This window comes from Pseudonocardia sp. DSM 110487 (assembly GCF_019468565.1).
Lineage (GTDB): Bacteria > Actinomycetota > Actinomycetes > Mycobacteriales > Pseudonocardiaceae > Pseudonocardia.
The window spans coordinates 5,107,177-5,131,810 of the sequence record NZ_CP080521.1; the positions used below are offsets into that span (position 1 = coordinate 5,107,177).

Here is a 24,634-nt window from a genome sequence, read left to right on the forward strand (position 1 = left end):
CAGGGTGCAGGGTGGTCGGGGAGCCGGCTCAGCGGGCCGCGACGTGGCGGGCCAGGTGCTCCCCGGTGAACGAGCCGGTGGCACGGACGAGCTCGTGCGGCGGGCCCTCGAACACCACGGTGCCACCGTCGTCGCCGCCGTCGGGGCCGAGGTCGATCACCCAGTCGGCGTGCGCGATCACGTCGAGGTTGTGCTCGACCACGATCACCGAGCTGCCGCCGTCGACGAGCCGGTCGAGCAGGGCCAGCAGGTGCCCGCAGTCGGACATGTGCAGCCCGGTCGTGGGCTCGTCCAGGATGTAGATGTTGCCTTCCTCGTGCAGCCGCCCGGCCAGCTTGAGCCGCTGGCACTCGCCGCCCGACAACGTCGACAGCGGCTGGCCGAGCGTCAGGTACCCGAGCCCGACGTCGACCACGGCCTGCAGCCGCCGCCGGATGTCGCGGGCGGTGAAGAACGCGCACGCCTGTTCCGCGGTCATGTCCAGGGCGTCGGAGATCGACTTCCCGTCGACGGTGAGCGCGAGCACCTCCTCCGTGTAGCGGCGGCCGTGGCATTCGGTGCAGGTGGAGCGCACGCCGTCGAGGAACGCGAGGTCGGTGTAGAGCACGCCCAGCCCGTTGCAGGTGGGGCAGGCGCCGTCGGAGTTGAAGCTGAACAGCGCAGGCTTCACCCCGGTGGCCTTGGCGTACAGCTTGCGGATCGGGTCCATCACCCCGGTCCAGGTGGCGGGCGTGGAACGGATCGAGGTGGCCACCGCGCTCTGGTCCACCACGATCGCCCCCGGGTGCTGGGGCACGAGCACCTCGCGCACCAGCGTGCTCTTGCCCGAGCCCGCGACGCCGGTGAGCGCGACGAGCACGCCGAGCGGGACGTCGACGTCGAAGCCGCGCAGGTTGTTGGCCTTCGCGTTCTCCAGGCGCAGGTGTCCGGTCGGCGTGCGCGGCTCCTCCCGGAGCGCGATCGGACGGTGCAGGAACTCGCCGGTGAGCGTGCCCGACGTCGCGAGCCCTGCCACGTCCCCCTCGTACACGATCCGCCCGCCCCCGGAGCCGGCCAGCGGGCCGAGCTCGACGACGTGGTCGGCCGCCGTGATCACGTCGCTGTCGTGCTCGACGACCAGCACCGTGTTGCCCTTGTCGCGCAGCCGGTGCAGCAGCGCGTTCATCCGCCCCACGTCGCGCGGGTGCAGCCCGATCGTCGGCTCGTCGAACACGTACATGACGTCCACGAGCGACGACCCGAGGTGGCGCACCATCTTGATCCGCTGCGACTCGCCACCGGACAGCGTGGAGGTCTCCCGGTCGAGCGTGAGGTAGCCCAGCCCCATGTCGATCAGAGCCCCGACCCGCGCGGTGGCCTCGTCGACGAGCGGCCTGACGTCCGGATCCGAGAGGGTGGGCAGCAGCGCGTGCACCCCGTGCAGGTTCATCGCCGTGACCTGGGGCAGGGAGTACCCGCCGACGGTGGCCGTGCGCGCGGCCTCGTTCAGCCTGGTCCCGCCGCAGCCGGGGCAGCGCACCGATGTGGTGAACCGCGCGACCGTCTCCCGTTTGCGCTCCGAGCTGCCGGAGTCGGCGTCCGCCTGGATGTAGAGGCGGTTGAACTTGGCCTCCACGCCCTCGAAGTCCATGTTGACGGCCTTGCGGCCGGGCCCCTTGAGCGCGACCTTCCCGTCCGAGCCCCACAGCAGCAGCCGCCACTCGGCGTCGCTGTAGTCGCGCAGCGGCTTGTCGTTGTCGAACTTCCCCGACTGCGCGTAGATGTGCCAATACCAGGAGTCGACCGCGAAGTCGCGGTGCCGGATCGCGCCCTCGTTCAGCGACTTGTCCAGGTCGAAGAAGGCGCCGTGGTCGAGCTGCACCTTGCGCCCGATGCCCTTGCACTCCGGGCACATGCCCTGCGGCTCGTTGAACGAGAACGCGTAGCCGTACCCGACGTGCGGGGTGCTGCGGCGCGACCACAGCAGCCGCAGCAGCGGGTTGATGTCGGTGACCGTGCCCAGCGTGGAGCGGGCCCCGCCGCCGAGCCGTTTCTGGTCCACCACGATCGCCGTCGACAGCCCCTCGATCAGGTCGGCGTCGGGCTGGCCCAGCTTCGGGAGGAACCCGCGCACGAACGCCGAGAACGTCTCGTTGAGCTGCCGCTGCGCCTCCGCGGCGATCGTGTCGAACACCAGTGACGACTTCCCGGACCCGGAGACCCCGACGAACGCCGTGATCTGGCGCTTCGGGATCCGGACGGACACGTCGCGCAGGTTGTTCTCGCGGGCGCCGGTGACGGAGATGTACTCGGTCATGCAGTCCTTCCTACGCGGGGCAGCGGACGGTTTCCGACCGCATTCACGCAGGCTCGACCCGGAAAACGCCGCACCGGCCCGCGACCGCCTCGAACGCCTCCGGCGTCACCGCCTCCACGACCCCGGCATCGGCCATGATCTTCGCGCCGTCGGCGAGACGCACCGGCCACAGCCGCAGCACCGGGAGCGCGTCCTGCGGATCCAGCTCGACGAGCCGAACCTGCTCGCGGCGCTTGCCCGTGCTCAGCACGGCGCGACCGTCCGCGGCCCGGACGTTGCGCGCCCAGTCGGCGCCGGGGAAGCCCTCCAGCAGGTAGCGCTGTCCCTCGTGCTCCAGCACCGAGAGCGGTGTGCTGCGCGGCTTGCCGCTCTTGCGGCCCGGCACGGTGAGCACGGGCAGCGTCTTCATGCCGAGGCCGGTGCGCCGCAGCGCGAGGAAGACCTTGTTCATCGGCTTGAGCCAGCGCGGCGGGGTGGGGTTCTGGGTGGTCATCGGCTCATCTCCCGGTAGCGGTGGACGGAAAGCGGCCCGAAGACCGCGATGATCACGAGCGGCCAGACGACGGCCATGAGGACGGGGTGCTGGGCGACCCATGAGTCGCCGCCCCACCCGGGGTTGCCGAACAGCTCGCGGGTGGCTGCCGCGGTGGCGGTCAGCGGGTGCCACTCGGCGATCGTCGAGACCACGGCGGGCATGGCGGCGGGTGCGAAGAACACCCCGGACAGGAACGCCACCGGGAACTCGAGGGCCTGAGCCGCGGTGACCGGCCCACTGCCGCGCGCGATCAGGCCCAGGTAGATGCCGATCCACAGCATCGCGAATCGCAACAGCAGGAGCAGCCCGGCGGCCGCGGCCACGGCGAGTGGCCCCCCGCTGATGCGCCAGCCGATCGCGAGACCCGCGAGCATCAGCACGACCAGCCCGATCGCCGAGATCGTGAGATCGGCGGCGGCCCTCCCGACGAGCACGGCCGACGGCGTCATCGGCATCGAGCGGAACCGGTCGGTGATCCCGCGCTGCGCGTCGGTGACGACGGCGATCATCGTGCTGCCGATCCCGGACAGCATGGTCATGGTCAACATGCCCGGGAGCAGCAGCTGCCGGTAGTCGCCGCCCGGCACCACCATCATGCCGCCCATCAGGAACACGAAGATCAGCAGGATGACGATCGGGAACCCGATCGTCATCACGAGCTGCTCGGGCTGGCGGCGCAGGTGGGCCAGGTAGCGACGGGTCAGGGTGCCGGCGTCGCTGAGCGCCCAGCGCAGGCGCGACCCGGGCGCGGGAAGGACGGTCACGCCGCCACCCCCGTCGCCGTCAGATGCAGGAACACCTCGTCGAGGGTGGGGCGGCGCACGGTGAGGTCCTCCGCGTCGATCCCTTCGTGCCGCAGCCCGTGCACGACCGCGGTGAGCGCCTCCATGCGGTCACTCACCGGGGCCGTCACCCGGCGGGTCGCCTGCTCGGTCTCCGGGGTGGTGCCGGCCACCCGTCCCACGAGCGCGGCGGCGCGGGGCAGGTCGGCCGCGTGGTGGACCACGACCTCGATCCGGTCCCCACCGATGCGCGAGCGCAGCTCGTCCGGTGTGCCCTCGGCGACCACGCGGCCGCCGCCGCCCTTCGGTGCGGCGAGCACCGAGATCCGGTCGGCGAGCTGATCGGCCTCATCCAGGTACTGAGTGGTGAGCAGGACCGTCGTGCCGTCCGCGACGAGCGCACGCACCGCGCCCCACACCCCGGCCCGGCTGCGCGGGTCGAGCCCGGTCGTCGGTTCGTCGAGGAACAGCACCGCGGGCGCGAGGATCATGCTGACGGCCAGGTCGAGCCGCCGCCGCATGCCGCCGGAGTACCTCCCGACCGGCCGGGTACCGGTGTCGGCGAGGTCGAACCGCCTGAGCAGCTCGTCGGCCCGCCGGTGCGCGTCGGCCCGGGACAGGTGGAAGAGCCTGCCGAACATCACGAGGTTGGTGCGGCCGTCGAGGATCTCGTCGACCGCGGCGTACTGGCCGACCAGCCCGATCCGCCTGCGCACGTCCGCGCCCTGCGTGGCGACGTCGAACCCGTCGATCGCGGCGCGCCCGCCGTCGGCGCGCAGCAACGTGGTGAGGATGCGGACGGCGGTGGTCTTGCCCGCGCCGTTCGGGCCGAGCAGCCCGTGCACCGTGCCCGGCGGCACGGACAGGTCGAACCCGTCGAGCGCGGGCTGGTCGGATCCGGGGTAGCGCTTGCGGAGCGCCTCGGCGCTCACAGCGGCAACCATGTCCCTCCCGATACTCAAGTTTGAACCCTGCCCGACGAGAATGCCTCACCGGGAAGGGGGTGTGCAAACTTGAATCGCCACGAACCGGGCGGGTGTTACCAAGCGCCCCGCTATCGCGGCGGATACGGCGGGAACTTCAACGCTTCCCAGCTGCCGGGCTTGCCCGGCGAGCGTGGTTCGCCCGCCATCGGGTACGCGCCGCCCTCGAGGCGCTCGATCAAGCCGCGCGTCCACTCGGCGCTGCTCGCCGCGCTGTGCTCCCACATGCCGAACAGCTCCCGCACGTGCGGCGGGTCCACCAGCGCGTCGACCTGTGCGCGCGCCTTGTCGCGCGCGGTCTCCAGAGCCCCCAGGCGCTCCCGCAACAGCGAGATCGCCTCCTCGCGGGACAGCGACGGCAGCATCGCGAGCGCGGCGCCCAACGCATCCGGACGTGGCTGCGGACGGCGCAGCGCGTCGCGCAGCAGCTTCATGTACTCGGCCTCACCGCGCTCGGTGAGCTCGTACTCGGTGCGCCCCGGCATGTCGTTGAAGTCCCGGAGGTAGCCGCCCTCCGTGAGCGAGTGCAACGCGTGGTAGATCGAGCCCCACTTCACGTTCGCCCACTCGTCGGCGCCCCACGACAGCAGGTCGTTGCCGATCCGGTAGCCGTGGGCGCGCCCGTACCCGCGAACGATCCCCAAGACCAGCAAGCGCGTCGCCGACATCGATCCGAGCCTAAGGCACCCGATCGGTTGTATCGCGGAACGCGGTCTCCAACCGCGCGTCTGACCAGGTGGAGCGGCGCAGTGCTGATGTAGCCAGTGGAGCGCCGCGGAGGAGCGGGGAAATGATCTGGACCAGTACCAGGGTGGCGGGGGTCGTCGCCGCCGTGTTGATGGGCGTGTCGGCATGCGCCGGCGCGCCGCCGACAGCGCCGGTCTCGCCTGCGACGTCCGCGGACGTCGCGCCGACCGCGACACCGGCCGCCGCCGGGACCCGCGCGATCAGGCCCACCGAGCACGCGGACGGCACGGACCTGCCCCGCTGCACCACCGGCGAGCTCTCCGCGTCACTCGGCGAGGGCGACGCCGCCGCGGGATCGGTGTACCGCCCGCTGATCTTCACCAACACCGGCTCCCACACCTGCGAGCTGCGCGGCTTCCCGGGCGTCTCGTACGTCGCAGGCGACGACGGCCACCAGGTCGGCCCGGCAGCGGCGATGTCGGGGGAGCGCGGCGGCCAGGTGCCGATCCCGCCCGGCGGCACGGCACGTGCCCAGCTCCAGCTCGTGAACGTCCAGAACTACGACGCCGCCGCCTGTCACCCCGTCCCGGTCCGCGGAGTGCGCGTCTACCCGCCGGGCGACACCGCCGCCCTGTTCGTCCCCGTGGAGGGCACCGGCTGCGACACCACCCCACCGGGGAACCAGCTGTCCGTCCAGACGATCACGCCGTAGCCGTCACGACACAGCGGAGGCCAGCCCGCCGAAGAACTCGATCGTGCGCGCCTGCTCGGCGGGTGGGCCGATCGGGCAGAGCTGCAGCTCCGTCGCTCCGGCGTCGGCGAACCGACGCACGGCCTTCTCCAGCTCCGCCTCGTTCCCGGCCAGGATCGTGTCCTCCGGTCCGGAGAACCCGGCCTGGTCCAGTGAGCGGCGATAGCTCGGCAACGAACCCGCCATGCCGAAGTTCCGGGCGACATGCTCGCGCGCGGCGTCCCGGTCATCGGTCAGCGTGGCGATCACGCCGACGACGACCTGCGGGTCCGGCCGGCCTGCCGCGGCCGCCCGCACCGCAGGCACCACGTTCTCGGCGACGCTGCGAGCGTCGGTCCACGTGGTGATCACCCCGTCGGCCCGCTCTCCGGCCATGCGCAGCAGGCGCGGGCCGTGCGCGGACAGCAGCAGCGGCGGTGCGGGCGCGCCGGGCGCAGTCAGCGCGCCGACCGCCGTGACCGTCTCGCCGTGTACGTCGACGGCCTCCCCGCGCAGCGCGGGGAGGAGGACGTCGAGCTGCTCCTCGACGTGCCGGCCGGGACGGTGCCAGTGCTGACCGAACCGGCCCTCGACGATCGGCTGGTGACTGGGTCCGATCCCGAGCGTGAGCCTGCCCTGCACCGCGGCCTGCGCGGTGAGTGCCTCCGCGGCGAGCGTGAGCGGGTGGCGCGACCAGGTCACCACGATGGCCGTCCCCATGCCGATCCGCGGGGCGCGGTCGCCGATGGCGGCGATGACCGTCAGCGGGTCCCATCCGAGCCGCTGACCGAACCAGGCACGGCCGAAGCCCCTGCGTTCCGCGTCCACCACCGCGTCGACCACGGCCGGCAGCGGCCTCTCGTCATCGATCCACATCCCGATCTGCATGCCACCAGTCCAGCGACGGCTCGGTCGCGGATCAACGGGCAATCGGCCCGCACAGCGATAAGGACGCGTGATGGATCCTGGTAGAGACGTGGTAGAGATGTGGCGTGGAGGTTCGGCAGCTGCGCTACTTCGTGGCCGTCGCGGAGGAGCTGCACTTCGGGCGGGCCGCCGAGCGCCTGCACGTCGCGCAGCCTGCGGTGAGCCAGCAGGTCGGCCGGCTCGAACGGGAGCTGGGCGTGCGGCTGCTGGAGCGGACGTCCCGACGCGTCGCGCTCACCGGCGACGGCAGGCGGCTGCTCGACGAGGTACGCGCCGCCCTGTCGGCGGTCGACCGGGTACGCGCTGTTGCGGCCGACCTCGCCGCCGGGCGCGCGGGGGTGCTGCGGGTCGGCACCACCCCCGGCACGGGACCACGCCTGTACCGGGCGGCCGCGAAGCTCCGGGCGGACGTCCCCGACCTCGCGCTCACCCTCGTGGACGGCACGATCGCCGCGCACGTCGCCGCACTGCGCGCCGGTGAGCTGGACATCGCGCTCGTCCGCGGGGCGGTGGGGGCCAGGGACCTGCAGGCGCGAGAAGTGTGGCGCGACCCGCTGCAGGTGCTGCTCCCGTCAGCGCATCCGGCGGCGCGCGCTCCGGCCGTACCGATCACCGCGCTCGCCGACCTCACGCTGCGCCTGCCCGACCGGGGGAGCGACCCGGCCCTGCAGGACGCCCTGCAGACGGCCTGCCGCGCCGCCGGCATCGTTCCGAGCACCGGCCGGCCGGTGCGTTCGCTCGAGGACGCCGCCGTCGAGATCGGCATGAGCGAAGGCGACGCCACGATCGTCTGCGGCTGCGGTGACGCGCCGATGCCGGGCGTGGCCGTCCGGCCGCTGGCCCCGCTGGTCGAGGTGTCCGGGCTGCTGCTCGCGCCGCCGAGCACCGCTCCCGCCTGCATGGACGCCCTCGTCGCCGCCCTCGCGTGATCCCGCTACGGTGACGCGGTGGCGATCACGCGGGACCTGCGGCTGGCAGACGGACGCGACCTGCGGATCCACGACACCGGCGACGGGGACACCGCGCTCGTCTGGCACCACGGCACGCCGCAGACCGGTGCGCTGTACGAGCCGCTTCTCGGCCTGGCCAGGCAACGCGGTTTCCGGCTCGTGTCCTGCGCCCGCCCCGGCTACGGCGGATCCACACCGCAACCGGGCCGCGCCGTCGGATCCGCGGCCTCGGACCTGGCTCATGTGGCCGACGTGCTCTGCCTCGACCGGTTCGCCGTGATGGGCTCGTCCAGCGGCGGTTCGCACGCGCTCGCCTGCGCGGCCCTGCTGCCCGACCGGGTGACCGGTGTGGCCTGCTTCGCCGCGATCGCCCCCTTCACCGGCGACGACAGCTGGTTCGCCGGTATGGCGGACGACGGCGCGCTCCGCGCCGCCATGGCCGGGCGGGAGGCCCGTCTGCGCTACGCCGAGCAGAGCGAGTTCGACCCCGCGACCTTCACCACCGCCGACTTCGAGGCGCTGTCCGGCACCTGGGAGGCGATGGGTGTGGACGCCGGAACCGCCGGACGCGCAGGGCCGGACGGCCAGGTGGACGACGACATCGCGCTCGTCACCCCGTGGGCTGCAGACCTGGCCCTGGTCGAGGCGCCCGTGCTGCTCGTGCAGGGCGAGCAGGACCGGGTGGCGCCCCGGACGCACGCCGAGCAGCTGGCCCGCACCCTTCCCCAGTCGGAGATGTGGTTCCGGCGCGACGACGGGCACATCTCCGTGCTCGACGCGTGCCCCGAGGCCATGGACTGGCTGCTGGAAGTGACCCGCCTGCTGGTCGAGTAGCGCCGGCCCTCAGGGCCGGCGCGTATCGAGACCACCGGCAGCTGCTACGCCCGAATCGGTTGTCCATCCTTGTCGAGGCGCAGCGGCAGGTCCCACATCGGGAACAAGGTGTCGACGTCGAGGAAGGCCGTGTAGGCGGTGATCCGATCGTCCTTGAGGTCGAGGACCTGCAGCGCCCAGGCGTAGTACCCGTCGCCGTCGGGGTTGGGCCGCCACTGCGCGAAAGCGGGCATTCCGTTGGCCGAGAGCGGCCGCAGCTTCGAACCCCGGCACGGCGCGCCCGGCCCGATCCACCACTTCTGGATCTCCTCGACGCCCTGAAGCCAGATGTCGTAGGGCGGCATGTTCAGGATGGCGTCCTCGTGCAGGAGGTTGACCAGTGCCCCCACGTCGTAGCGCTCGAACACGTCGGCATAGCGGGCCAGCAGCTCCTGGTGATCGGCGTCGAGCTCGCTCGCCCCGCCACCGCCGGGCCCTGGCTGCGCGAGCTCCTGCTCGGCCAGCGTGGCACGGGCACGCTGCAGCGCGCTGTTGACCGACGCGACCGTGGTGCCGAGCAGCTCGGCCACCTCGGACGCCTTCCACTGCAGCACCTCACGCAGGATCAGCACCGCCCGCTGCCGAGCGGGCAGGTGCTGCAGCGCCGCCACGAACGCGAGCCGCACCGACTCCTTCGCCACGGCGAGCTCGGCGGGGTCGGACTCGACGGGCAGCACCCGCGCGTCGGGGATCGGCTCCAGCCATGAGATCTCCGGCTTCGGCGTTGGCCTCGGGCCGTCGGTCGACGCGGCGGGGCCGAAATCCATCGGCGTGGCCCTGCGCTGGCGGCTGTCGAGCATCGTGAGGCAAACGTTCGTGGCGATCTTGTACAGCCACGAGCGCACCGAGGAACGGCCCTCGAACTTCTCGTACGAGCGCCACGCCCGCACCATCGTGTCCTGCACCGCGTCCTCGGCGTCGGCCGAGGAGCCGAGCATCCGGTAGCAGTAGCCGGTGAGCTCCACGCGGTACTGCTCCCACGTGGTCGGCGGGGCATCAGCGGTGATGGTCATCGGTTCCCCCTTCTCGCGCGACGAAGCCTAGAACGGGTGGCCGACAAAACCGAGCGAGGATCGGAAGCTGACGAGAAATGCGCGGTCACACGGGGTGCCGGCGCACGTGCCGGTCCCGGCCCGCGAGCACACCCGCCGCGCCCTGCACCGCGAGCAGCGCCACGAGCAGCAGGAGCGGGACCGTCCAACCGCCGGTCAGGTCGCGCAGCGCGCCCACCGCGAACGGCCCTGCGGCGGCGACGACGTAGCCAGCGGTCTGCGCCATGCCCGACAGCTGGGCCGCGTGCGCGGCGTCCGGGGCCCGCAGCGCGACGAGGACGAGCGCGAGGCCGAGCGCGGCGCTCTGCGCGGCACCGAGCAGGATCACGGCCACCGGCTCGACGCCGATCGGTGCGAGCACGCCCAGCAACCCGACCGCGGCCACGGCCGTGATGCCGACCGCGAGCCCCCGCTGGCGCCTCCCGCGCGTGGCGAGTATCGGGGCGACCAAGGCGCCGGCGATGCCGGCCACCGTGGAGAGCGACAGCAGGAAGCCGGCTGTCACCGGGTCGTAGCCGCGGTCGACGAGCAGCGCAGGCAGCCAGGCCGTCACCGCGAAGTAGCCGAGCGACTGCAGGCCCATGTACGCGGTGACCTGCCACGCCAGCGCGTCGCGCCAGAGCCCGCCGACGCGCTGCCCGCCCACCCGGGCGGGTCGCCCGGCCCTGCGCACGTGCGGAAGCCAGCACAGCAGCGCGACCAGCGCGAACAGCGCCCACCCTGCCAGCGCGCCGCGCCAGCCCAGCCCGGCCGCCTGCGCCACCGGCACCGTGATGCCGGCCGACAGGGCGCCGCCACCGGCGATCGCCATCGTGTAGAGGCCGGTCATCATCCCCGTGCGGTGGGCGAAGTCGCGCTTGATCAGGCTGGGGAGCAGCACGTTGCCGATGGCGATCGCCGAGCCGAGGAGCACGGTGCCGGCGAACAGCGCAGCCAGCGGGCCGCTCGAGCGCACCAGGAAGCCGACGATCAGCAGCGCCAGCGCGGTCAGCAGCGCGCGTTCGGTGCCGAGCCGCCGGGCCAGCGGCGGGGCAACCGGTGCGATCAAGCCGAAGCAGAGCACGGGAAGGGCCGTGAGGATCCCGGCCGCCGTGGCGGAGAGCCGCTCGTCCGCCTGGATCTGCGCGAGCAACGGCGCCACACCCACGACCGCGGGTCGCAGGTTCGCCGCGACCAGCACGATCGCCAGGCCGATCCACCACGCGGGTGCGGCCACGGAGCGTGTGGGGCGGGCCGCCGCCTCGACGTTCACGAGCTGCGCTCCATGATCGCGCGGGCCGCGTCGAGGTAGCGGTTCGCGGCGGCTCGCGCCGCGTCCGGGTCGCCGGCAGCGATCGCGGCGGCGAGCTCCTCGTGCCCGGGGAACGCCCCTGGGTCGTCGTCGTGCTCGTCGATCTCGCTGACCGAGTGCTCCAATGCCTCGGTGAGGCCTGCGTAGAGGTCGATGAGCACCGGGTTGCCCGTGGCGGCGACGACCGCCCGGTGGAAGGTGACGTCCGCCGCGACGAACGCGGCCCGGTCCGGCTGGTCGCAGGCGGCGCGGCGGGCCTCGACCGCAGCCCGGATCGCCGCGACGTCGGCATCGGTTCGATTCAGCGCGGCGGCCACGGCGGCGTCCCGCTCCAGGCTGGTGCGCACGGCGAGCACGTGCGCGACCGTGGTGCGCCGGGCCCTGCGCATCAGCGCGGCACCGAGATCGCTCGTGGCGCGCACGTACGTCCCGTCGCCGCGGCGAGGCTCCAGCACCCCGGCGTGTTCGAGGGCCCGCACCGCCTCGCGCACGGTGTTGCGCCCCACGCCGAGCGCCGCGACGAGCTCCGGTTCCGCCGGGATCTTCGCGCCAACCGGCCACTCGCCGGACGCGATGAGCGCCTCGAACTGGGCCACCACCCCGTCGCACAACCGGCCGGGCCGCACCGCCGTCAGTCCCACTCAAACAACCTAACATCCCATGTTTGGCTGCCGCGTACCGTCCCGCTGTGGCAGTCATCCATCGCGCTCGGATCACCCCGACGAAGGCCGAGCTCATCGCGGCCTGGCTGCCCTCGCGCGCCTGGTCGGGCAGCGCCGGGGGCCCTCTCGAACTCGTGGGCGCGTACCGGTTCGACGACCCGGCGGGGGACGTGGGGATCGAGACCCACCTGGTCCGGACGGCGGAGGGGGTCGTACTCCAGGTCCCGCTGACCTACCGAGGCACCCCGCTCGCCTCCGCCGAGCGCCACCTCGCCGGAACCATGGAACACACCCACCTCGGACGCCGCTGGATCTACGACGCCTGCGGCGACCCGGTCTACGTCACGGCGCTGGCCGCGGCGATCCGCACCGGCGGCGGGGAGGCCGAGGAATGGGTCGAGACGGATGGCGCCCCCGTACGGCGCATGGCCACCGCCAGCGTCGCCGGGTCCGGCGCCCCGGGCACCGCCACGCCGGCCTTCGCGTCCGTCGAACCGATCGATGGCCCTGCGACCACGACCGTCGCCGGGCTCGCCGTGCTTCGCCGCATCGGGCAGGTGGAGAGCCCCGAAGGCGCCGAGACACTCACCGGAACCTGGTCCGGGCAGGCCGAGCCGGCGCTACTGGCGTATCTGAGCCGCTGAGGGCCCGTCGCGCCATCATCGGACTTTGGGTTCGGAGGGGATCGCGCGGCGGATGACCTCCAGGTCGGCGCGCAGGTGGCGTACGCGGTCGGCGCCGAGGATCTTGCCGACCTCCTCCTCGATCGCGGGGACCAGCCCTTGGGCGACGGCGATCACGTCGTGGCCACGCTCCGTCGGAACGACGAGCTTCGCGCGCCGGTCTGTCGGGTCGGGAACGCGCCGCACATAGCCGTGCGTCTCGAGGTGCTTGACCAGCTCCGCCATCGCCTGCTTGGTCATCTGTGCCCGCTCGGCGAGCAGGCTCACCGTCGTGCCGGTGTCGTCGATGTACTGGAAGACCGCGCCGTGCGCCGGTCGTACCTCACCGTGCCCGTGTTCGGCGAGCCCGGTGAGGACGCGGTCGTTGAGCGCCACGAACGCCTCGCGCATGAGGACCGCGAGGTTCGCCGGCCGCTCCTGCCCGCCCAGGCTGGGCAGACGCCTTGACATTAGACATGCCTCCTGTCCATTATCTTCCGATATGGACATGCTACCTGTCGATTCCGCAGCACCTGAAATGATCCGTACCGGACTGGACGAGATCACCGTCCTCGCCACCAGCTCCCAGACCGGCGGCGCCCTGTTCGCCATGCAGATCCGAATGCCACCCGGCGGTGGCCCACCGGTGATGCACCGCCACGACCCCGGCGAGGTCTACTACGTGCAGAGCGGCGAGTTCACCTTCTACATCGGGGGAGCCGACGACCCCGACCGCCGCCGCGTGACGGCCCGCGCCGGCGACGCCGTCCCGCTCGCGGGCCGCACGCCGCACACGGTCCGCAACGAATCATCCGAGGACGCCGTCGCGTTCGTCGTGCACGCGCCCGGCGCCCCGATGGAGGGGTTCCTGCGCGCGGTCGCCGCGCTCGAAGGCCGGCCGGGCATTGACGAAGTCCTCGTCGTTGCAGAGCGGAACGGGATCGAGCTACTCGGCCCGATCCCCTGAGCCCTCCGCGAGCCCGCGGGTCCATGCGTTCCCGTGCGGCTCGAAGCCTGATCGCTGGAGGACGCGTCCGGCGGCGGACTCCCGGGGCGCATGGGCGACAATCCGGTCGAACCCGGCGCAGCGGGCGGCCCGCACGCACTCCGCCACGAGCCGGGAGCCGATCCCGGCGCCCCGTGCCGCCGGCTCGACGAGCAGCAACCCGAGCCGGGCAGCGCCCGGCTCGGCGTCGTCGGCGAGGCACAACGCACACCCGACCGGCGCGCCGTCGACCTCGGCGATCCACGCCGACTCCCGCGGGTCGGTCCGGCAGGCGAAGGCGGCCACGAGCCTGGCCGCCTCGGCCTCCTGCGGAGCGTGCTGGGAGATGATCCATCCCAGCTCGCCGGCCTCGGGCCCGCGCAGCACGACGGTGCGGGGGAGCGGTGCATCGAGCGCTCGGCGGATGCAGTCCATCGCGGCCACGAGCCGCCGCCGCGCTTCCGGGTCGAGCGGCTCGAGCAGCCGCTCGGTGGCGCGGACCTGCTCGCCGTCGATGTGCTCGTACGCGGTCCGGCCATGGGAGGTCAGGCGCACGACCTGGCGCCGCCCGTCGTCTCGCGCCGCCTCGCGCACGACGAGCCCGTCGGTCTCGAACCGGCGGAGGATCCGGCTGAGGTAGCCGGCGTCGAGCCCCAGGAGCCCGCGCAGCTCGGACGCGCTCATCTCGTCGCGATGTGCCAGCTCGAACAACACGCGGGCCTCGGTGAGCGAGTACGGCGTGCCGAGGACACCGGCCTCGAGCACGCCGATCACCCGTGTGTAGAAGCGGTTGAACTCGCGTACCCGCGCCACCGTGCGCGCCGCCACGGACATCCCCGCACCCTCCGAAGAAGCTTGACAGAGGCCAGCAATTCATTGACTCTGTCAAACACTAGCGGAAGGGGGCGGCGCCATGTGGCGCGTCTACTGCAGTGACTGCGGGGAGGTCGTACTCCTCGACTGCTCCCAGCTCACCAGCGTCGTCAACCTCGAACCGGGGGTGATCGCGGTGGAAGTGCGGTGTACGCGGGGACACCTCATCCCGATGCTGACGGGTCACGCGATGGGGGAGCAGGTGTGGAAGCAGTCCTCCTGATCATCGCGGTCGGGCTCGTGCTGATGGCGTTCGCGCCGGTCGCGCAACAGAGCACCCCACGCACCGGCCTGCGCACGCGCATCGCCCGGCAGTTGCACCTCTGGGACCGCTACCTCCTGAACCTGCCCGGCAGCGAGTCCTGGCGCGCGTGACGTCCGTCAGGCTAACCTGACGTCATGTCGCGAGACGCCTGGCGCGAGGCACTTGCGGCGTGGGGGCGCCTCTCCGGGCGACCCGGCTCGGGGGAGGAGGCGCTAGGCGCGCTGTCCGACATCGGCGTCCTCCGCAGGTTCCTGGACCAGGCCGAGCTCGAGGCGGTCCGGGTCGCCCGGCGCGACCGGAAGTCGTGGGCCGAGATCGCCACGCGCCTCGGCGTGTCCCGGCAGTCGGCGTGGGAGCGCTGGAAGGACCTCGACGAGGAGCCGAGCCCGCCGCCACCTGCGCGCACGCGGGTGGCGGTCCCGAACGTGGTCGGCATGTCATGGCCGGTCGCGCAGCACCGGCTCCTCGAGGAGAGCCTGCACGCGGTCATCGCGGATCCGGCGCCGATGCCGTTCCTCGGGCCCGAAGCCGCCGACTTTCACGTGGTCGAGCAGAAGCCCGTTGCCGGTGAAAGTGTCGCGTCACATTCGGAGGTGACCGTCTGGCTCTACCGCGGTCCAGGATCCGCGGGCGATCGCTCCCCGCTGGAGCCTCCGCCCGACCCTCGGGCCCGTCGTGGAGCCGTGGACGAGGAGACGGGCGAGAGCGTGCACTGACAGCGAGAGTTGCCGTCTCCACCGCGGGTTGTATGGATGAGCTCGCGTCGAGAGCGCGCTCGCGGTTGAGTAACCGGTGTGGGGCTGAGCTTCGACGTCGTCTCCGGACCGAGCAGGCGGGTAGTCCGCATCTGGTCGGCCGCGTGTGACGTCCAAACCGACATGAGCTCGATCGCGAAGGTCAACCCGATGATCGCGTTCGCGCGGATCGGCGGTAAAACGACGGTGCACCTGCGTGGGCCGGAGACGCAGGCTACGACGGCGACGTGCCCGTCCGGTGCGGAGTTCTTCGGAGCCGAGCTCCGCATCGGCGCGTACCTGCCGATGTTCCCTCCCGCCCGCATCGCCAACATGCAGGACGGCATCCTGCCGACCTTGCCCAATGGTCGGATCCTGATCGACAACCAGCCATGGGAGATGCCGACACCGCAGAACCTCGACGTCTTCGTCGACCACCTGGAGCGCGCAGGCCTGCTGGTCTTCGATCCGCTGGTCGAGGAGCTCCGGCACGTCGGCACCGTCGGCAACGTGCCGGAGCGAACCGCGCAGAGCCGGTTCGTCCGGGCCGTCGGGCTGCCGCGACGGAAGGTGCAGGTCATCGAGCGTGCGCGGCGCGCTGCCGAGCTGTTGAGGGCGGGTGTGTCGATCCCGGACGTGGTCTGCGATGCCGGGTACTACGACCAGCCGCATCTGACCAGGGCGCTTCGGCAGCTGATCGGCCAGACGCCTGCCGAGGTTGCGCGGGGCGGGCGGTACTTCGCCCTCTGATCTGCGCCTCGGTACAAGACAACCGCGATCTCCGCCGGTTGGATCCGCGACCATGAGGAAGCTGGTCGAATCGACGTACCTCTCACTCGACGGAAAGGTCGACGGCGAGGGCTTCTGGGCCGCCCAGATGCAGTACCGGGACACCTATGACGAGCACGCCGCGAAGCTGCTCGAACCCGCCGAGGCGCTCGTGCTCGGCAGGGCGACCTTCGAGGTCTTCGCGGCGACGTGGCCCGGCCAGACGGGCCAGCTGGCCGACAAGCTCAACGCGATGCCGAAGTACGTCGCCTCGCGCACGCTGGCCGATGCCGGCTGGAACGCCGAGATCCTGCGGGGTGACGCCGTGGGGGAGGTCGCCAAGCTCAAGGAGTCCGGCAATGGCACGCTGCTGAAGTACGGAACCGGTCCGTTGAGCCGGGCCCTGCTCGAAGGCGGACAGCTCGACGAGCTGCACCTCTGGGTGTTCCCCTTCATCGTGGGCTCCGGCGAGAGCCTCCTGCCCGGGATCATGACCACGCACCTGCACCTGGCGGACGTGACCGAGCTCGGTAAGGGCTGTGTGGTGCTGACCTACACGCCCAAGAAGTAGACCTCGATAGTTGGCAGGATGAACAAGAGGGCATTGGACGCGACATTGCCGGGCGGCTCGGAGATATGACGCAGATCACGTCCCGGTTCGTCGAGCCCGGCGCGACGGCTCCGACGTCCGTGGTGGGAGGGCGCCGCTTCCTCCCGTGACAGGAGGAGATCCGATGAAGTACGTGGTGCTGATCCACTCCAATCCCCGACCGTGGGGCCATCCGACGAGCGACTTCGTTGCCGAGCACCAGGCGTTGCCGAAGGAGCGGCGGGACGAGCTGCAGGCTGACTTCGAGGAGTTGCTCACGAAGATGCAGGCCGACGGCGAGCTGCTCGGGGGCGAGGCATTGGCCGATCCCGCGACAGCGCGTTTGTACCGCTGGGCCGACGGGGAGCAGGTCGCTGTGGACGGACCATACTCCGAGGCGCGTGAGCACCTGGCCGGCTTCTTCCTGATCGACGTCGACGCGGAGCGGATCGAGGAGATCGGACGCCGGTTCAGCGGGCCGGGCGAGACCGTGGAGATCCGGCCGGCCATGTGGCCGGGCGGCGGGGAGTCCTGACCGCGGCGGCGCTGGTCGAGGAGGTGTGGCGGCGGGAGTCGCCGCACCTCCTGGCCGCGCTGCTGCGCCGGCACGGCGACCTGGCCGACTGCGAGGACGCCGCCCAGGAGGCGGCCGCCGAGGCCACCGTCGCGTGGGCCACCCGGCCACCCGACGACCCGCGGGGCTGGCTGGTGCGGGTCGCGTCGCGGCGCCTGATCGACCGGGTCCGCAGTGACCGTGCACGCATTGCCCGCGAGGACCGGGTGGCGCTGGCCGAGCCGCTCCCGCCGGCGCCGTCGAGCAGCGACGACAGCATCGCGATGCTGATCCTCTGTTGCCATCCGGCGCTGTCGCGCTCCGCACAGATCGCGTTGACCCTGCGGTCCGTCGCCGGTCTGAGCACCGAACGGATCGCGGCCGCGCACCTGGTGCCGACGCCCACGATGGCCCAGCGGCTGAGCCGCGCCCGGGCCACCCTTCGCGCCGCCGGGGCCCGGTTCGAGCTGCCGTCGGTGGCCGAGCTGCCCGGCCGGATCGCGGTGGTGCTGGATGTCTGCCACGTGATGGCCACGGAGGGACACCTCCGCACCGGCGGCTCGGAGCTGGTGGACACCGACCTGTCCGCTGAGGCCCTGCGGCTGGTGCGGGTGCTGCACGCCGCGCTGCCCGCGCACGACGAGATCAGCGGGCTGCTGGCACTGCTGCTGTGCACGGGCGCGCGGGCAGGCACCCGGGTGGACGCCCGCGGCGACCTCGTACCGCTCGCCGAGCAGGACCGCAGCCGCTGGGACCGGGCGATGATCGGCGAGGGTGTCCGACTGCTGGAACGGGTGCTGCCCAGCGGGCCCGTCGGCCGGTTCCAGCTGCAGGCGGCCATCGCGGCCGTTCACGCCGAGGCACCCAGCGCCGAGGAGACCGACTGGGCGCAGGTCAGCGCGCTGTACGCGATGTTGCACGACGTCGCGCCCGGCCCGGCGGTCACGCTGAACCGGGCCGTGGCAGTGGCCATGGACCGAGGGCCCCGCGCGGGCCTCGACCTGGTCGAGCCCCTGCTGGAGCTGCCGGCGATGCGCCACCACCACCGCACCCATGCCGTCCGGGCCCACCTGCTGGAGATGACCGGCGACACCGCGGCCGCAGCGGAGGAGTACCGGACGGCGAGCAGGCTGACCACCAGCCTGCCCGAGCAGCGCTACCTCAACCGCCGCCTCGCGGCCCTGGACCAAGATCGCCCCAGGTGAGTGGTAATGACACCTGTTCGACAGACCGGAGTAGGTCTCAGGCGTGGCGCTCGTAGCCGCTGTCGAGTGGGCCTCCGATGCGCTTGAGTTCGGCGTCCCCGCAGTTTCTGAGGACTGAGGCGTCACCTTGAACAGCGGCTTGCAGGCCGGCGACCAGGTTCTCGCTGAGGTCAGGGGCGATCTCACGGAGTCGACGGGTCAACCATCGTCCGGTTCCGCTCCAGTGGCCGCGGGAGACGAGGGCAAGGTCGGCGACGTCGGTGAACACGGCAGCTGCGAGTGCGGCGCGGTCAGCTGGGTTGGTCTCGTCGGCGAGGTCATCCAGCAGCGCGGTCAGTCGATAACGACGGTCTTCGAGCTCGTCGTCGGCCAGCCCGGCGGGGCCAGCTTCCCAGCGGTCACGGGCGAGGTCCTGCAGTCGGGCCAACCGCCCGTCGTGGTCGCAGATGATCAGCCCGTGAGCACACATGTGCAGTAGAGGTGATCTGCGTAGGTGGCGCTCCCGGTCGATGAAGGCCACGAACGATTCCTCGGTGTGAACGAAGAACTCGACCAGCCGCCCCTGGGCGCGTTCGGTGCTCCGCATTGGGGCTGGACGGCCGGAGAGCAGGACGATCAGGTCAAGATCCGAGGACGGTGTGTCGTCTCCGCGGGCAGCGCTGCCCGCGACCAGTCCGCCCACCGCGTCCGGGAACCGGGCATCGAGGATCTCTCGCGACAGCATGCGGTCAGGCTCGAACACCCGGTGATCTCGCGCAACGAGATTGGGGATGCGCCGCTTGCGCCATCCAACTGGCATGCCGCGTGGTCAGACGCCGATGAGTTCAGCCAGGCGTGCTTGGACTTCGGGCGGGTGGATGCCGAGTGTTCCGAGGTCCGCAGGTGCGGTCCAGAGCAGTTCGAAGCTGTTGTTCTCGCCGTGCGCTGCTGCCTCGTCGCCAGACAGTTGCGCAGTTCCTTCGACGTTGGTCATGAGGAAGTAGTAGGCGGGTCGCCTGTTGTGCGTGCCGGTCCAGAGCAGTCGGTCGACCGTGGCGGTGAGGGTCGTCTCCTCCTCGAGTTCGCGTCGTGCGGCGTCCTCGGGAGTTTCGCCTGTCTCGACGTGGCCGCCAGGGAGGACGGCATAGTGGTGACCTTCGCAGTGCGGTCCTGATGCGCTGCCGGCTTCGCACATGGCGCAGTCGTCGGCCTGGTCATGGCGCAGATAGCGCTTGATGATCAGCACCTTGTTCGCGTCCAGCACGACAGCGGCTGCCCTCGGGATCAACATGCGCTGGAGCATGCCATCCGCCGCCACTGCAGTTGATCTGTCATAACGTCGATTATCGGCTCAAAGGCCGGGAGTGACATCCGATGGGAACTGCGTAGATCGGCTATGATTCTTGCGTGTCAACCAACAAGTATCTGGGGGATGGCTTCGTGTCGCGCACTCCACTCGTCCTCGTCCACGGCAACCCCGAGTCCGCGGCCATCTGGGGACCGCTCATCGGGGAGCTCGACCGGGCCGACGCGGTCGTCCTGCCCCCGCCCGGGTTCGGCGTCCCTGCGCCCCGCGGCTTCGACTCGTCGGCCACGACCTATCGGGACTGGCTGGCGTCTCAGCTCGAGCTGTTCCGCGCTCCGGTCGACCTGGTGGGTCACGACTGGGGCGGAATTCACGTCGCGGCGCTGGCCATGAGCCGTCCGGATCTGATTCGCAGCTGGGCCTCCGATGCCCTCGGCGTGTTCGCGCCCGACTACCTCTGGCATCCGCGGGCACAGGTGTGGCAGCAGGAGGGCCCAGGGGAAGCCTCGGTGCAGCAGTTGTGGGGAGGCGATCTGGAGCAGCGACTCGCGGTGACGTCGGCCCTCGGTATGGCCGGGCGCATGGCGGAGCGGGTCGCGGCAGGCATGGATCCCGAGATGGGTCGCGCCGTCCTCAAGCTGTTGCGGTCGGCACGACAGCCGGCGATGGCCGAAGCGGGACGGCTCCTACCGAGCGCCGCACAACGTCCGGGGCTCGCTCTCATCGCCGTGGACGACTTCGAGAGAGCCAGCGGGACGTTGGCGCAGCACGAGTGGGCAGCGCGCCAATCGGGCGCAAGGATGGCGCATCTGGAGGGCGTGGGCCACTGGTGGCCGGAGGAGACGCCGGCGCCGGTTGCTGAGGCTCTGACGAACTTCTGGGCAGAGCTGCCGGATCCAGAAAGGGCTCCTGCGACCGGCTCCCGGGGGTAACTTCTGCGGCGCGCTCGCCGGGTTCCCCTGTTCGTTATGACAGCACTGTCGTTCAGTGGCCGCCCGTCAGGGTGGCCTCGAGACCGGAGAGCACGATCCTCGCCGCTGTCGGCCCGGCGTTGAGGTACCAGGGGTCGTCGTCGACGAGCACGGCACGGCCGTCCCGCACGGCCGGCAAGGCCTTCCAGAGCGGGTTGGCGGTGGTCGCCGAATCAGCGGCCTCGGCCTCCGTGGTGGCACCCTGCACCGAGTAGAAGATCCGATCGGCGTCAGCCAGCTGCAGTTCCTCCGGCGAGAGATCCTTCGACGTCGCGTCGAACTGCTGCGCCGGAGGCCTCCGCAAACCCGCGTCCCATGCGATGAAGCCCACGAAGGAGGAGACGCCGAAGATCCGCGTGCGGTCGGCGGTCACCCGGAGGAACGAGACGGTCTGCTCCCCCGCGCTCTCCCCCAGCTTCGCGGCGTCGGCGGCGAAGCCGTCGAGGAACGCCTGCGCCGCGCCCTCCTTGCCGAGGCCGTCGGCGAGCAGCAGGAAGTCCTGCTTCCAGTTGACGCCGGTGCCTTCCACCAGAACGGTCGGCGCGAGCGCGGAGAGCGCCGGGTAGACCTCCTGCGACGCGGCGGCGTTGGCGAGCACGAGGTCGGGATGCAGCGCGGCGATCGCCTCCAGGTTCGGGTTCTGGCGCGATCCGACCGACGCGACGGCGGCGAGCTGGGTGGCGTACTGCGGGAACGCGTCCCGGACGTAGCGCGGCACGAGGTCGGCGTCATCCCCTGAAGCGGCGCCCACCGGCACGACCCCGAGCGTGAGGATCGCGTCGGTCTGGCCCGTGGCGATCACGACGACCCGCTGCGGTGGCGCCGCGATCGTCGTCACCCCACCGAAGTGCGTGATCGTGCGCGGGAAGACGCCGTCGGCCTCGGGGGCACCCATCCCGCCCGTAAGGGACGTCGGACCCGGTGGCCGGTCGACCGGCGCCGGGGGCGGCGCTTCGCTCACCGGGGGCGAGCTCGCGCACCCGCTCAGAGCGGCGAGCGCGGTGAGCGCCGCCACCGCGATCACGGGCACGCGTCCGAACACCGAGACCTCCCAGGAAAGGCTGACCTAAGTCCGGGGGACGATAGTCAACCGGGAGGGCCCGACGCCTCGGTTGTGATCGAGATTGCTGTGCCGAAGTCTGCTGTGACGAAGGCTTCAGCCCGCGGTCGGCGGCTGGTCCACCAGCTGGGCGAGGTAGAGCTGCTCGCCGAGCCTGTCGATGAGCTCGAGGTTGGTCTCGATGTAGTCGATGTGGTGCTCTTCGTCGGCGAGGATGTCCTCGAAGAGCTTCGCCGTCGTGATGTCCCCCTTGTCGCGGCACACCTTGATGCCGGGCCGGAGCCGTTCCACGACCTCGACCTCGATGGCCAGGTCGGCCTCGAGCTGCTCGCGGACCGTCTGCCCGATCCGCAGCGAGAACAGCCGCTGGTAGTTCGGCAGGCCCTCGAGGAACAGGATGCGGTCGGTGATGAGCTCCGCGTGCCGCATCTCGTCGATCGACTCGCTCTTGGTGTACGCGGCGAGCTTGGTGAGGCCCCAGTTCTGCTGCATCTTGGCGTGCAGGAAGTACTGGTTGATCGCAGTGAGCTCGCTCGTGAGCTGCTCGTTCAGCAGCGCGATGATCTCGTCGTCGCCACGCATCGGGTCCTCGCTTCGTCGGCAGTGAAAGGCAGGGGAAACGCACTGCGGACGTTAGCGTCACGAATGGGCGACAAATGATGCAGGTTCGCCTTTCTGCAGGTCAGGCGAACCTTAAAAGAGGCGGGCCTGGCTTTATGCCGACTTCGGCAGGTCGGAGATTTCCGACGGGGCGTTGGCGGCGGCGAGGAAGATGTCGATGTGGTCGTGGCACGAGCCGCAGCCGGTGCCCGCATCGCATGCGTCGCCGACCTCCTCGACGGTGCGCGCTCCGCGCGCGACGCATGACCGGATCACCGAGTCCGGCACCGCGTAGCAGATGCACACGTACACAAGGCACCCCTTCGATCAAGCAAGGCTTACCTATGGTCACATCCACCCCGGCCTGGACGCAAGAACTAGCCTTTCCAAGTGCCCCTCGACGAGTACCGCCGCAAGCGCGACGCGAGGCGGACGCCCGAGCCGATCCCCGCCGCCGACCCGGCCATGGAGGGCCCTGGCCACCGCTTCGTCATCCAGGAGCACCACGCGCGCCGGCTGCACTGGGACGTCCGGCTGGAGCGCGACGGCGTGCTGGCCTCGTGGGCGGTACCGAAGGGGCTGCCCGCCGACCCGGAGACCGTCCGGCTTGCCGTGCGCACCGAGGACCATCCCATCGAGTACCTGGAGTTCTCGGGCGAGATCCCGGCGGGTGAGTACGGCGGCGGCGCGATGACCATCTGGGACTCCGGCACCTACGAGACCGAGAAGTGGAACGCGCGCGAGGTCATCGTCCGGCTCACCGGGGAGCGGGCATCGGGGCGGTTCGTGTTCATCCGCACGGACCGCGACGGCGGTAAGGACAACTGGCTGCTGCGCCGCTCCGACCGGGACGGTGCACGCGCCCCGCTCCCCCACGACGCGCGCCCGATGCTCGCGACGCCCGGTGAGCTCCCGGCCGAGGGCGAGTGGTGGCCGCAGGTCGGGTTCGGTGGACGGCGCGTGATCGTGCGGGCTGACGGCGGGCGCGTCCGGATCACCGACGCCGATGGCGACGAGGTCGCCGCGCCGAGTCTGCGCGAGCTGGGGCCGTCGCTCGGTGCGACGCAGGCGTTGCTGGACGGCGAGCTGGTCGGTGGCGGCGAGGGCGCGTACCTGTGGATCGGTGACGTGCTGCACGTCGACGGTCGCGACACGTGCCCGCTCCCCTTCCGGGACCGGCGGGCGCTGCTGGAACGGCTCCCCCTCGACGGGCCGCGCTGGCGGCTCGCCCCGGTGTTCCCCGGAGCAGGGCCCGAGGTGCTGGCCGCGGCGAAGCAGCAGAACCTGCCCTACGTCGTGGCGAAGGACCCGGACTCCCCGTACGAGCCGGGCCGCACCAGCACGCGCTGGGTGCAGGTACCCACCGGGGTCGCGGCGCCGGAGCCGCCGCCGCACCGGGCGGCAGCCACGGGGTCCAGGGCGGGATACGGGCGAGCCTCGCTCAGCAATCCCGAGAAGGTGCTCTATCCGCTCACCGGCACCACGAAGGCCGACGTCCTGGCCTACTACCTCGCGGTCGCGGACGCGATGCTGCCGCATCTGCGCGACCGTCCCGTCACGCTCGTGCGCTGGCCGGACGGGGTGGAGCGGGGTTCGTTCTTCGAGAAGGACGTCTCCCGGCACGCCCCGCGCTGGCTGCGTACCGCCCGCGTCGGCACACCGGGCGGCCGGTCGGAGAACGCCGACTTCCCGCTGATCGACGACGCCGAGGGCCTCGCCTGGGCCGCGAACCTCGCTGCTCTGGAGTTGCACGTGCCGCAGTGGCGGGTGGGGCCGAGGGGCGCCCAGCGGCTGCCGGACCTCGTGGTGTTCGACCTCGACCCGGGAGAGGGCACCACCGTGGTGGACTGCGCGCGGGTGGCGGAGCGGATCGCCGAGCGGCTGGTGGACGACGGCCTGGTCGCGTACCCGCGCACCAGCGGCGGGAAGGGCATGCAGCTGTACCTGCCGGTCACCGTCTCGCAGTCGGAACGGACGTCGGAGTTCGCCAAGGCGCTGGCCGAGGAACTGGCTCGCGAGTCACCAGGTTCGGTGACGGCTGTGATGGCGAAGGCGCGGCGGCGCGGGAAGGTGTTCGTCGACTGGAGCCAGAACAACCCGTACAAGACCACGATCGCGAGCTACTCGCTGCGGGGGAGGGCGCGTCCGACCGTCGCCACGCCGGTGACGTGGGACGAGGTGCGGGCCTGCCGCCGCCCGGACGATCTCGTGTTCACCGCCGCCGACCTGCCCGCCCGCATCGCGGAGCACGGCGACCTGCTCGCCCCGCTGTTCACCGAACCGCAACGCCTCCCCCGTCGCGCGTGATCGAGTCGG

General features: G+C 71.6%; 29 protein-coding genes. 13 read left to right on the forward strand and 16 right to left on the reverse strand.

The window, feature by feature from the left end:
* Positions 1-28: 28 nt before the first annotated feature.
* The 5 genes from K1T35_RS23865 to K1T35_RS23885 form a co-directional block, all read right to left on the reverse strand.
* Positions 29-2,296 carry an excinuclease ABC subunit UvrA gene (locus K1T35_RS23865; protein WP_220253930.1) on the reverse strand — a complete coding sequence of 756 codons (2,268 nt, stop codon included), beginning with the start codon at positions 2,294-2,296 and terminating at the stop codon, positions 29-31.
* 43 nt (positions 2,297-2,339) lie between these two features.
* Positions 2,340-2,789 (reverse strand): nitroreductase/quinone reductase family protein, encoded by a 450-nt coding sequence (locus K1T35_RS23870; protein WP_220253931.1) that lies wholly within the window; start codon positions 2,787-2,789, stop codon positions 2,340-2,342.
* Positions 2,786-3,595: an ABC transporter permease gene (locus K1T35_RS23875; RefSeq protein WP_255620633.1), complete on the reverse strand. Its 810-nt coding sequence runs from the start codon at positions 3,593-3,595 to the stop codon at positions 2,786-2,788. Before K1T35_RS23875 ends, K1T35_RS23870 begins: the two co-directional genes overlap by 4 nt.
* Positions 3,592-4,557, reverse strand: a complete 966-nt coding sequence (locus tag K1T35_RS23880; protein ID WP_220253932.1) for an ATP-binding cassette domain-containing protein — start codon at positions 4,555-4,557, stop codon at positions 3,592-3,594. Before K1T35_RS23880 ends, K1T35_RS23875 begins: the two co-directional genes overlap by 4 nt.
* Before the next feature lie 110 nt (positions 4,558-4,667).
* Positions 4,668-5,264, reverse strand: coding sequence for a PadR family transcriptional regulator (locus K1T35_RS23885; protein ID WP_220253933.1), 597 nt, complete (start codon positions 5,262-5,264; stop codon positions 4,668-4,670).
* 122 nt (positions 5,265-5,386) lie between these two features.
* Here K1T35_RS23885 and K1T35_RS23890 point away from each other — a divergent pair, with 122 nt between their 5' ends.
* A complete protein-coding gene (locus tag K1T35_RS23890) occupies positions 5,387-5,995 on the forward strand; it encodes a DUF4232 domain-containing protein (protein WP_220253934.1) in 609 nt (202 codons plus the stop codon).
* A 3-nt stretch (positions 5,996-5,998) separates the two neighbouring features.
* Here K1T35_RS23890 and K1T35_RS23895 read toward each other — a convergent pair whose 3' ends face one another.
* Positions 5,999-6,901: a TIGR03564 family F420-dependent LLM class oxidoreductase gene (locus K1T35_RS23895; RefSeq protein WP_220253935.1), complete on the reverse strand. Its 903-nt coding sequence runs from the start codon at positions 6,899-6,901 to the stop codon at positions 5,999-6,001.
* Between the two features lie 104 nt (positions 6,902-7,005).
* Here K1T35_RS23895 and K1T35_RS23900 point away from each other — a divergent pair, with 104 nt between their 5' ends.
* Entirely contained in the window at positions 7,006-7,869 is an 864-nt protein-coding gene (locus K1T35_RS23900; RefSeq protein WP_255620635.1) for a LysR family transcriptional regulator, read from the forward strand.
* An 18-nt stretch (positions 7,870-7,887) separates the two neighbouring features.
* A complete protein-coding gene (locus K1T35_RS23905) occupies positions 7,888-8,724 on the forward strand; it encodes an alpha/beta fold hydrolase (RefSeq protein WP_220253936.1) in 837 nt (278 codons plus the stop codon).
* Between the two features lie 44 nt (positions 8,725-8,768).
* On the opposite strand, the gene K1T35_RS23910 is transcribed toward K1T35_RS23905, so the two are convergent.
* The 3 genes from K1T35_RS23910 to K1T35_RS23920 form a co-directional block, all read right to left on the reverse strand.
* The gene (locus K1T35_RS23910; RefSeq protein WP_220253937.1) at positions 8,769-9,776 is read right to left on the reverse strand and encodes a sigma-70 family RNA polymerase sigma factor; all 1,008 of its coding nucleotides are present in this window, start codon (positions 9,774-9,776) and stop codon (positions 8,769-8,771) included.
* Between the two features lie 85 nt (positions 9,777-9,861).
* Positions 9,862-11,067, reverse strand: a complete 1,206-nt coding sequence (locus tag K1T35_RS23915) for an MFS transporter (protein WP_220253938.1) — start codon at positions 11,065-11,067, stop codon at positions 9,862-9,864.
* Complete coding sequence (locus K1T35_RS23920; protein WP_255620636.1) at positions 11,064-11,747, reverse strand: FadR/GntR family transcriptional regulator; 684 nt, start codon at positions 11,745-11,747, stop codon at positions 11,064-11,066. Before K1T35_RS23920 ends, K1T35_RS23915 begins: the two co-directional genes overlap by 4 nt.
* A 47-nt stretch (positions 11,748-11,794) precedes the next feature.
* Here K1T35_RS23920 and K1T35_RS23925 point away from each other — a divergent pair, with 47 nt between their 5' ends.
* The gene (locus K1T35_RS23925; protein WP_220253939.1) at positions 11,795-12,412 is read left to right on the forward strand and encodes a hypothetical protein; all 618 of its coding nucleotides are present in this window, start codon (positions 11,795-11,797) and stop codon (positions 12,410-12,412) included.
* Positions 12,413-12,427: 15 nt separating this feature from the next.
* On the opposite strand, the gene K1T35_RS23930 is transcribed toward K1T35_RS23925, so the two are convergent.
* Positions 12,428-12,901 carry a MarR family winged helix-turn-helix transcriptional regulator gene (locus tag K1T35_RS23930; RefSeq protein WP_220253940.1) on the reverse strand — a complete coding sequence of 158 codons (474 nt, stop codon included), beginning with the start codon at positions 12,899-12,901 and terminating at the stop codon, positions 12,428-12,430.
* A 67-nt stretch (positions 12,902-12,968) separates the two neighbouring features.
* Between K1T35_RS23930 and K1T35_RS23935 the strand changes: the two genes are divergently transcribed.
* Positions 12,969-13,397, forward strand: a complete 429-nt coding sequence (locus K1T35_RS23935) for a cupin domain-containing protein (RefSeq protein ID WP_220253941.1) — start codon at positions 12,969-12,971, stop codon at positions 13,395-13,397.
* Here K1T35_RS23935 and K1T35_RS23940 read toward each other — a convergent pair.
* Positions 13,377-14,249, reverse strand: coding sequence for a helix-turn-helix domain-containing GNAT family N-acetyltransferase (locus tag K1T35_RS23940; protein WP_220253942.1), 873 nt, complete (start codon positions 14,247-14,249; stop codon positions 13,377-13,379). The genes K1T35_RS23935 and K1T35_RS23940 overlap by 21 nt on opposite strands.
* Positions 14,250-14,492: 243 nt before the next feature.
* Here K1T35_RS23940 and K1T35_RS23945 point away from each other — a divergent pair, with 243 nt between their 5' ends.
* The 6 genes from K1T35_RS23945 (at position 14,493) to K1T35_RS23970 (ending at position 18,402) form a co-directional block, all read left to right on the forward strand.
* Positions 14,493-14,663, forward strand: coding sequence for a hypothetical protein (locus K1T35_RS23945; protein ID WP_220253943.1), 171 nt, complete (start codon positions 14,493-14,495; stop codon positions 14,661-14,663).
* Positions 14,664-14,687: 24 nt separating this feature from the next.
* Positions 14,688-15,269, forward strand: a complete 582-nt coding sequence (locus tag K1T35_RS23950; RefSeq protein ID WP_220253944.1) for an AsnC family protein — start codon at positions 14,688-14,690, stop codon at positions 15,267-15,269.
* Between the two features lie 162 nt (positions 15,270-15,431).
* On the forward strand, positions 15,432-16,037 hold the full coding sequence (locus K1T35_RS23955; RefSeq protein WP_220253945.1) for a helix-turn-helix domain-containing protein: 606 nt from the start codon (positions 15,432-15,434) through the stop codon (positions 16,035-16,037).
* A 52-nt stretch (positions 16,038-16,089) separates the two neighbouring features.
* A complete protein-coding gene (locus K1T35_RS23960; protein ID WP_220253946.1) occupies positions 16,090-16,626 on the forward strand; it encodes a dihydrofolate reductase family protein in 537 nt (178 codons plus the stop codon).
* Between the two features lie 163 nt (positions 16,627-16,789).
* On the forward strand, positions 16,790-17,179 hold the full coding sequence (locus tag K1T35_RS23965; RefSeq protein WP_220253947.1) for a YciI family protein: 390 nt from the start codon (positions 16,790-16,792) through the stop codon (positions 17,177-17,179).
* Positions 17,155-18,402 carry an RNA polymerase sigma factor gene (locus tag K1T35_RS23970; protein WP_255620637.1) on the forward strand — a complete coding sequence of 416 codons (1,248 nt, stop codon included), beginning with the start codon at positions 17,155-17,157 and terminating at the stop codon, positions 18,400-18,402. The genes K1T35_RS23965 and K1T35_RS23970 overlap by 25 nt, the downstream gene beginning before the upstream one ends.
* A 37-nt stretch (positions 18,403-18,439) precedes the next feature.
* On the opposite strand, the gene K1T35_RS23975 is transcribed toward K1T35_RS23970, so the two are convergent.
* Complete coding sequence (locus K1T35_RS23975; RefSeq protein ID WP_220253948.1) at positions 18,440-19,126, reverse strand: nucleotidyltransferase domain-containing protein; 687 nt, start codon at positions 19,124-19,126, stop codon at positions 18,440-18,442.
* Positions 19,127-19,210: 84 nt separating this feature from the next.
* Positions 19,211-19,672, reverse strand: a complete 462-nt coding sequence (locus K1T35_RS23980) for an NUDIX hydrolase (RefSeq protein WP_255620638.1) — start codon at positions 19,670-19,672, stop codon at positions 19,211-19,213.
* Positions 19,673-19,788: 116 nt separating this feature from the next.
* Between K1T35_RS23980 and K1T35_RS23985 the strand changes: the two genes are divergently transcribed.
* A complete protein-coding gene (locus K1T35_RS23985; RefSeq protein WP_255620639.1) occupies positions 19,789-20,619 on the forward strand; it encodes an alpha/beta fold hydrolase in 831 nt (276 codons plus the stop codon).
* A gap of 52 nt (positions 20,620-20,671) precedes the next feature.
* On the opposite strand, the gene K1T35_RS23990 is transcribed toward K1T35_RS23985, so the two are convergent.
* From K1T35_RS23990 to K1T35_RS24000, 3 genes are all read right to left on the reverse strand, one after another.
* The gene (locus K1T35_RS23990; protein ID WP_220253950.1) at positions 20,672-21,700 is read right to left on the reverse strand and encodes an ABC transporter substrate-binding protein; all 1,029 of its coding nucleotides are present in this window, start codon (positions 21,698-21,700) and stop codon (positions 20,672-20,674) included.
* 114 nt (positions 21,701-21,814) lie between these two features.
* Entirely contained in the window at positions 21,815-22,300 is a 486-nt protein-coding gene (gene bfr / locus K1T35_RS23995) for a bacterioferritin (RefSeq protein WP_220253951.1), read from the reverse strand.
* Between the two features lie 132 nt (positions 22,301-22,432).
* Entirely contained in the window at positions 22,433-22,624 is a 192-nt protein-coding gene (locus K1T35_RS24000) for a bacterioferritin-associated ferredoxin (RefSeq protein ID WP_255620640.1), read from the reverse strand.
* Between the two features lie 84 nt (positions 22,625-22,708).
* Here K1T35_RS24000 and ligD point away from each other — a divergent pair, with 84 nt between their 5' ends.
* The gene (gene ligD, locus K1T35_RS49805; protein ID WP_220253953.1) at positions 22,709-24,625 is read left to right on the forward strand and encodes a non-homologous end-joining DNA ligase; all 1,917 of its coding nucleotides are present in this window, start codon (positions 22,709-22,711) and stop codon (positions 24,623-24,625) included.
* Positions 24,626-24,634: the final 9 nt, after the last annotated feature.